Genomic DNA, 5,318 nt, shown 5'->3' with positions numbered 1-5,318 from the left:
CGGTCACCACGCCCCGCGACGGCGCCCCTCTCGACACGGACAACCTCGGGCCGGAGGAGGAGGTGATCGGGGTGCGCGGGTGACGCCGTGGGGCATGCCGGCCACGGCGCCCACCCGAGGACCGGGAAGACTACCGGGCGCCGAACAACTCCAGAAGCTCGTCCTTGCCGAACATCCGGGCCGTGTCGATCGCGCTCGGAGTGCCGGCGGCCGGATCCGCGCCCCCGTCGAGGAGGGCGCGGATCACCTCTTTCTCCCCCTTGAAGACCGCGCCGGCCAGCGGCGTCTGGCCCCGGTCGTTGCTGCGGTCCGGGTCGGCGCCGCGCTCCAGCAGCGCCCGGACGGCGTCCGCGTGGCCGTGGTAGGCGGCGAGCATGACCAGCGAGTCGCCCCGGTCGTTGGTGAGGTTGGGCGGCACGCCGGCGTCCACGTAGGCGGAGACCGCGTCCCGGTCGCCCTGCCTGGCCAGCTGGAAGACCTTCGCGGCGAGCTTGAGCACCTCGGGGTCGTGCGCGGGCTCGTCTGTTGTCATCTGCGCTCCCATCGATCGTCGAGCCGCACGGGCTCGTGCTGCGTCGCGCCCACGGCCGTCCCCGGGACATGTGCCACGGATCGGCCGTGATCACACTGTACGTAGCCGGTCGGGCGGCGGCGCGGTCAGCCGACGCGGGGCGCGTGCAGCGCGTCCACGAGGTCGAGCAGCGACGGCACGACGTGCTCGGCGCCGCCGGCGGTGAGGCGGGCCGCCCGCTCCTCGTCACGCGCGTACGCCGCGAACCGCACGCCCGCCGCGCGGGCGGCGGCCAGCCCCCGCGCGGAGTCGCCGACGAACAGGACGGCCTCCGGCGGCACGCCGGTGGAGGCGAGCGCGCGTCGCAGCACGTCGGGGTCGGGCAGCGGACGCGGGTGGTCGGCGTCCCGGCCGTGCACGTTGCCGGCGAACAGCGCCTCCAGGCCCCGGCCGCGCAGGTAGCGTTCGACGGCCTCCGGGGCGTGGTCGCTGACGATCGCCAGCCGGCGCCCGGTGGCGTGCAGGGTGCGGATCAGCTGGTCCGCGTACGGGGTCGGCCAGGCCGTCGCGGCGGCCGCCAGCTCCTCGGCGGCGAGCGCGTCACCGAGACGCCGGGCCAGCGAGTTCTCGGACGCCCCGACATCGGCGGCCCCGTCGAGTGCGGCCCGCAGCACGGCCAGGGGGTGGTCGGGCTCGGCTTCGCCGGGTGGCGGCTCCTGCCCGCCGTCGGGCAGCAGCGCCCGCAGCCGGCCGGCGACGTCCTGCGCCGGGTGGCGCACGAACAGCCGGCAGACCGGACCGTCGAAGCCGAGAACCACACACTCTGCCGAATCCAGGAGATCACGCATACCGGCCGTCCAGGGAGCGGGGGACAGGATGCGCACCACTATCGCCCGCCCGGCCCCCGCCGTACAGGACCGTGCGCCCGGGAAGCCGCCCGGGTCGCGCCGGACCCGCCGGGCGGGCGGGCCGCCTCGGCGGCGCCGGGGAGACACGCCCCACCCCCCGCCGCCGGGCGTGACGCGCTCAGAACATGTCCTGGCACCAGGGGCGGCGGTCGGTGCGCAGCAACAGGTCCGCGTGGTCGGCGGCGCCCGGCCGGTGTTCGTCGAGCCGGCCCAGCCGCAGCAGCCGGCCCGCCGACTCCTCGCCGAGGCAGAGCGAGCCCAACTCGGACACGCCCAGGGTCAGGTCGGCGGTCAGCGTGGTGGGTTCGCACCGCGCGCCCTGCGCGCCGACGGCGTCCAGCGCGTAGCGGCCGCCGGCCAGTCCCGCCTCGTCGTGTACCTCCAGCACCAGGTTGCCGGCCGTCCGGTAGTCGCGGGCGGAGAGCAGCGCCGGCACGTCCAGGGGGCGCAGCCACAGCAGGTCGTGGTGGCGGTTGATCCGCGCGGCGCGCGGATCGGGCAGCAGCAGCGGCAGCACGTCGTCGGGGGCGCGCCGGTCGGCGCACACCGTCACCGTCCAGTCGACGGACAACAGGTAGTGCCACAGGGCCAGTTCGGCCTCCGCGGTGACGGCCGTGAGCTCGTCGACGTGGAGGGTGCCGGCGGGCAGGGAGTTCGCCCACCGCCGGTCGTGCCGGTAGGAGGCGATGCCCTGCGCGGTGCCGTCCCGGTCCCGGTACACGGCGTGGAAGAGGTCGGGTCGCTCGTCGCCCGGGTAGCGCAGCCCGCCGGTGTGGGCGAGCCACCAGCGCGTCGAGCGGTCGATCGCGCCGGCGCTGGTGGGAAGCGCGCGGAAACGTTGGTGCAGGGGCGGGCCGACCGTCCGCAGCTCCTCGGGCGCGACCAGCTCCACATGTCCCGCCTCCGGCCCGGTGGCGCGGGTGCGGTCGAGGCCGGCCCGGTCGAGGCCGGCGCGGGTGAGGTCCACCCGGAAGTCGGTCGCGCGGGTCGCCGGGCCGAAGCCGTGGCGGCCGTAGATCGGGTACTCGGCGGCGATCAGCGACGCGCAGACCTCGCCGCGTTCCTTCGCCGCCCTGAGCGCCCGCCGCAGCATCGCGCTCATCAGCCCGCGTCTGCGGTGGGTGGCGGTCACGGTCACGTGGGTGACCGCGGAGCACGGCACGTCACGGCCGCCGGGCAGCGTCAGCCGCTGGGCGAACGTACGGCAGGTCGCCACGCAGCGGCCGTCGGCGTACGCGCCCTGGGTGCGTTCCGGGTCGACCGCGCCCGCCCGCGTCCGCAGCTCGTCCTCCGAGACGGCGGGCTGGAGGAACCCGGCGGCGGCCGCGCGCAGCCACTCGCGGACGTCCTCGGCGTCGTCCCCGAGGGTGCGCAGCACCGGATCCGAAGTACCCATCCCTCCAAGCGTATTGCGCGCGGCCACGACGCGCCCGGTGGGTCAGAACGCGGGGCGTACCTCGCCGACGGCCCGGCCGCCGCCGTGCAGCGGGGCGGCGGCGACGCGGTCGAGCACCGGGTGCGCGGCCGCGTCCAGGCCCAGCAGGCCGAGCGCCCGCGCGAGCACCGGGCCCAGCGCCCGCGCGCCGCCGTCGTCCAGTTTGAAGGCGAGGGCCCGGCCGTCCGGCAGCGCCACGGCCTGCACGGCCTCGGCGCCCATCTTGGCGAGCACGCCGGGGATGTCCCGCATCAGCCAGGTGTCGTGCCTGCGGGTGCCGGCGACGTACTCGGGGTGGGCGCGCATGGCGTCGGCGACGCGCCGTTCGGCGCTGCCGGGCTCGGCGGTCACGAAGTGGCGGAACATGCGGGCGAGGCCGGTCAGCGAGATCGCCATCAGCGGGGCGCCGCAGCCGTCGACGCCGGTGTGGGCGACGGGTTCGCCGGCGGCCCGGGTGAGGGTGTCGGCGACCAGCCGCTGGTAGGGGTGGTCGGCGTCCAGGTAGTCCTCGTGCGACCAGCCGTTCGTCGCGCAGGCGGCGAGCATGGCGGCGTGCTTGCCGGAGCAGTTCATGGTGAGCCGGGCGGGGTGGTGGCCGGCGGCGAGGTAGGCGTCGGCCTCCTCGCGGTCCAGCGGCAGGTCGGGCGGGCAGCCGAGGTCCGCCTCGGTGAAGCCGTGTTCCTTCAGCATCTCGCCGGCCAGCGCCCGGTGGAACGTTTCGCCGGAGTGGCTGGCGGCCGCCAGCGCCAGCCGCTCGCCCGACAGGTCGAGGCCGGCCCGCAGCACGGCCGCGGCCTGCGCCGGCTTGTTCGCCGAGCGGGGGAAGACGGGGGAGACGACGTCGCCCAGCGTCCGGCCGACCGTGCCGTCGGGGTTCAGCAGCACCAGCGCGCCCCGGTGCCGGCTCTCGGTGAACCCGGAGCGCACCACCTCGGCCAGTACCGGGTTGGGGGCGTCTCCCACCGGGGAGACGGGCGTGGCGGGAGTGGTCGGCGAGGACATCGGCGGCCTTACCTCATGGTCTTCCGGGACGGCCGCCGCCGAAGAGGATCACTCAGGCCAGCAGGTCGTCGACTTGCGCTTCCCCCTCACGGTACCTGCGGGCGATCTCGGCGCCGCAGTCGTCCGCCGTGTGCTGGAGGGACTGCCGCTGCCCCGACACCCGCCGCTCGTAGTCCGCCAGCCGCTCCAGCGCGCCGCGCAGCTCGTCGTCGGTCCGGGCGGTGAGGTCCGACAGCTCGACCTCGGAGAGCATCGACTCGGCGAGCTGCCGGTAGTGCTCGCGCAGCGGCGGCCCGGTGGTCACGTGCCGGGCCGAGGCGCGGCGCCGCGTCGGGGTGTCGGCCAGGATCTCCGGCAGCCGGTCGACGAGGAACGCCTCGTCGGCCCCGGTGCGCCGGTTCAGCTCCGCGCGCAGGATGTCGATACGGCCTTGGAGCAGGCGCCGCACGTAGCTGAGGTCGGCCTCCTCCTGGAGCGCCGAGCGCCGCAGGTCCCGCAGGGCGGCCAGCCGCAGCCCGCCGAGGTCGGGCGTCTCGATGGCGGTCAGCAGGGAGCTGGTGGTGGCCCCGGCGGGCGCGGTGGCGCAGGCCGGGGCCTCGTCCGGGTGAGCGCCCGCCTGACCGGCCACCGGGAGCGGCCCGCCACCGCGGCCGCCGGCGTCCGTCACGTCCGTCCCTCCCGTCGCACGTGTCGCGTGGGTCGTCTGTGTGGAGGCCGTGCTCATGTGGTTTCCCCTCGTTCCCGGTCGCCCGGTTTCCGCCCGGTGCCGCCTGGCTGCGCCTCTCCCGGCTCCGCACGGCTGGGCACCGCCCGCGGCGGGACCGTCCGGCGCGCGGCGTCCTGGCCCTCGGCCGGGGGACGCCGCCAGGGGGCGACGCCCGTGTCCGCCACATGGCGCCCTCGCATAGTGCCACCGCGCGGACACCTCGCGCATCGACTTGGCACCCATCCGGCGCATCATGGAGCAATGCGAGCAGTAGTTCAGAGGGTGAACGGCGCCAGTGTGACGGTCGAGGGCGAGAGGGTCGGGGAGATCGTCGGCGAGGGCCTGTGCGTCCTGGTCGGCGTCACCCACGACGACACCCCGCAGCACGCGGAGCGCCTGGCCAGGAAGCTGTGGAGCCTGCGGATCCTGGAGGGCGAGAAGTCCTGTTCCGACGTGGCGGCGCCACTGCTGGTGATCAGCCAGTTCACGCTGTACGGCGACGCCCGCAAGGGCCGCCGCCCGACGTGGAACGCGGCGGCGCCCGGACCGGTCGCCGAGCCGCTGGTGGCGGAGGTGTGCGCGCGGCTGCGGGAGCTGGGCGCGGACGTCGCCGAGGGCCGGTTCGGGGCGGAGATGAAGGTCTCGCTCGTCAACGACGGCCCGTTCACGGTCCTGTTGGAGGTGTGAGCCCGGCCCGTCAGCACCCGCGGCACGCGGAAGGCCCGCCTCCGGCGGCCCGGGTGAGGGCGCCGGAGG

At 76.1% G+C, this 5,318-nt stretch carries 6 protein-coding genes; 1 reads left to right on the top strand and 5 read right to left on the bottom strand.

From position 1 onward, the window contains the following. Positions 1-130 precede the first annotated feature (130 nt). From GL263_RS20700 to GL263_RS20680, 5 genes are all read right to left on the bottom strand, one after another. Positions 131-532, bottom strand: a complete 402-nt coding sequence (locus tag GL263_RS20700) for an ankyrin repeat domain-containing protein (RefSeq protein WP_182857235.1) — start codon at positions 530-532, stop codon at positions 131-133. Positions 533-657: 125 nt separating this feature from the next. Further along, a complete protein-coding gene (locus GL263_RS20695) occupies positions 658-1,359 on the bottom strand; it encodes an HAD family hydrolase (protein WP_182857234.1) in 702 nt (233 codons plus the stop codon). A gap of 178 nt (positions 1,360-1,537) precedes the next feature. Next, the gene (locus tag GL263_RS20690; RefSeq protein WP_182857233.1) at positions 1,538-2,815 is read right to left on the bottom strand and encodes a GNAT family N-acetyltransferase; all 1,278 of its coding nucleotides are present in this window, start codon (positions 2,813-2,815) and stop codon (positions 1,538-1,540) included. Positions 2,816-2,857: 42 nt separating this feature from the next. Next, positions 2,858-3,856: an asparaginase gene (locus GL263_RS20685; RefSeq protein ID WP_182857232.1), complete on the bottom strand. Its 999-nt coding sequence runs from the start codon at positions 3,854-3,856 to the stop codon at positions 2,858-2,860. Between the two features lie 52 nt (positions 3,857-3,908). Then, positions 3,909-4,523 carry an RsiG family protein gene (locus GL263_RS20680; RefSeq protein WP_438947984.1) on the bottom strand — a complete coding sequence of 205 codons (615 nt, stop codon included), beginning with the start codon at positions 4,521-4,523 and terminating at the stop codon, positions 3,909-3,911. Positions 4,524-4,823: 300 nt separating this feature from the next. On the opposite strand from GL263_RS20680, the gene dtd reads away from it, so the two are divergent. Further along, a complete protein-coding gene (dtd, locus tag GL263_RS20675) occupies positions 4,824-5,249 on the top strand; it encodes a D-aminoacyl-tRNA deacylase (protein ID WP_182857231.1) in 426 nt (141 codons plus the stop codon). Positions 5,250-5,318: the final 69 nt, after the last annotated feature.

It is taken from the genome of Streptomyces durbertensis (genome assembly GCF_014156695.1).
GTDB classification, from domain to species: domain Bacteria; phylum Actinomycetota; class Actinomycetes; order Streptomycetales; family Streptomycetaceae; genus Streptomyces; species Streptomyces durbertensis.
The sequence above is the reverse complement of the archived record's forward strand: the minus strand, read 5'-3'. Positions and strand labels throughout refer to the sequence as shown.

Excerpts from the sequence above, each read along its gene's own strand:
- GL263_RS20700 (WP_182857235.1), bottom strand. The coding sequence starts at position 532 with ATGACAACAGACGAGCCCGCGCACGACCCCGAGGTGCTCAAGCTCGCC.
- GL263_RS20695 (WP_182857234.1), bottom strand. The coding sequence starts at position 1,359 with ATGCGTGATCTCCTGGATTCGGCAGAGTGTGTGGTTCTCGGCTTCGAC.
- GL263_RS20690 (WP_182857233.1), bottom strand. The coding sequence starts at position 2,815 with ATGGGTACTTCGGATCCGGTGCTGCGCACCCTCGGGGACGACGCCGAG.
- GL263_RS20685 (WP_182857232.1), bottom strand. The coding sequence starts at position 3,856 with ATGTCCTCGCCGACCACTCCCGCCACGCCCGTCTCCCCGGTGGGAGAC.
- dtd (WP_182857231.1), top strand. The coding sequence starts at position 4,824 with ATGCGAGCAGTAGTTCAGAGGGTGAACGGCGCCAGTGTGACGGTCGAG.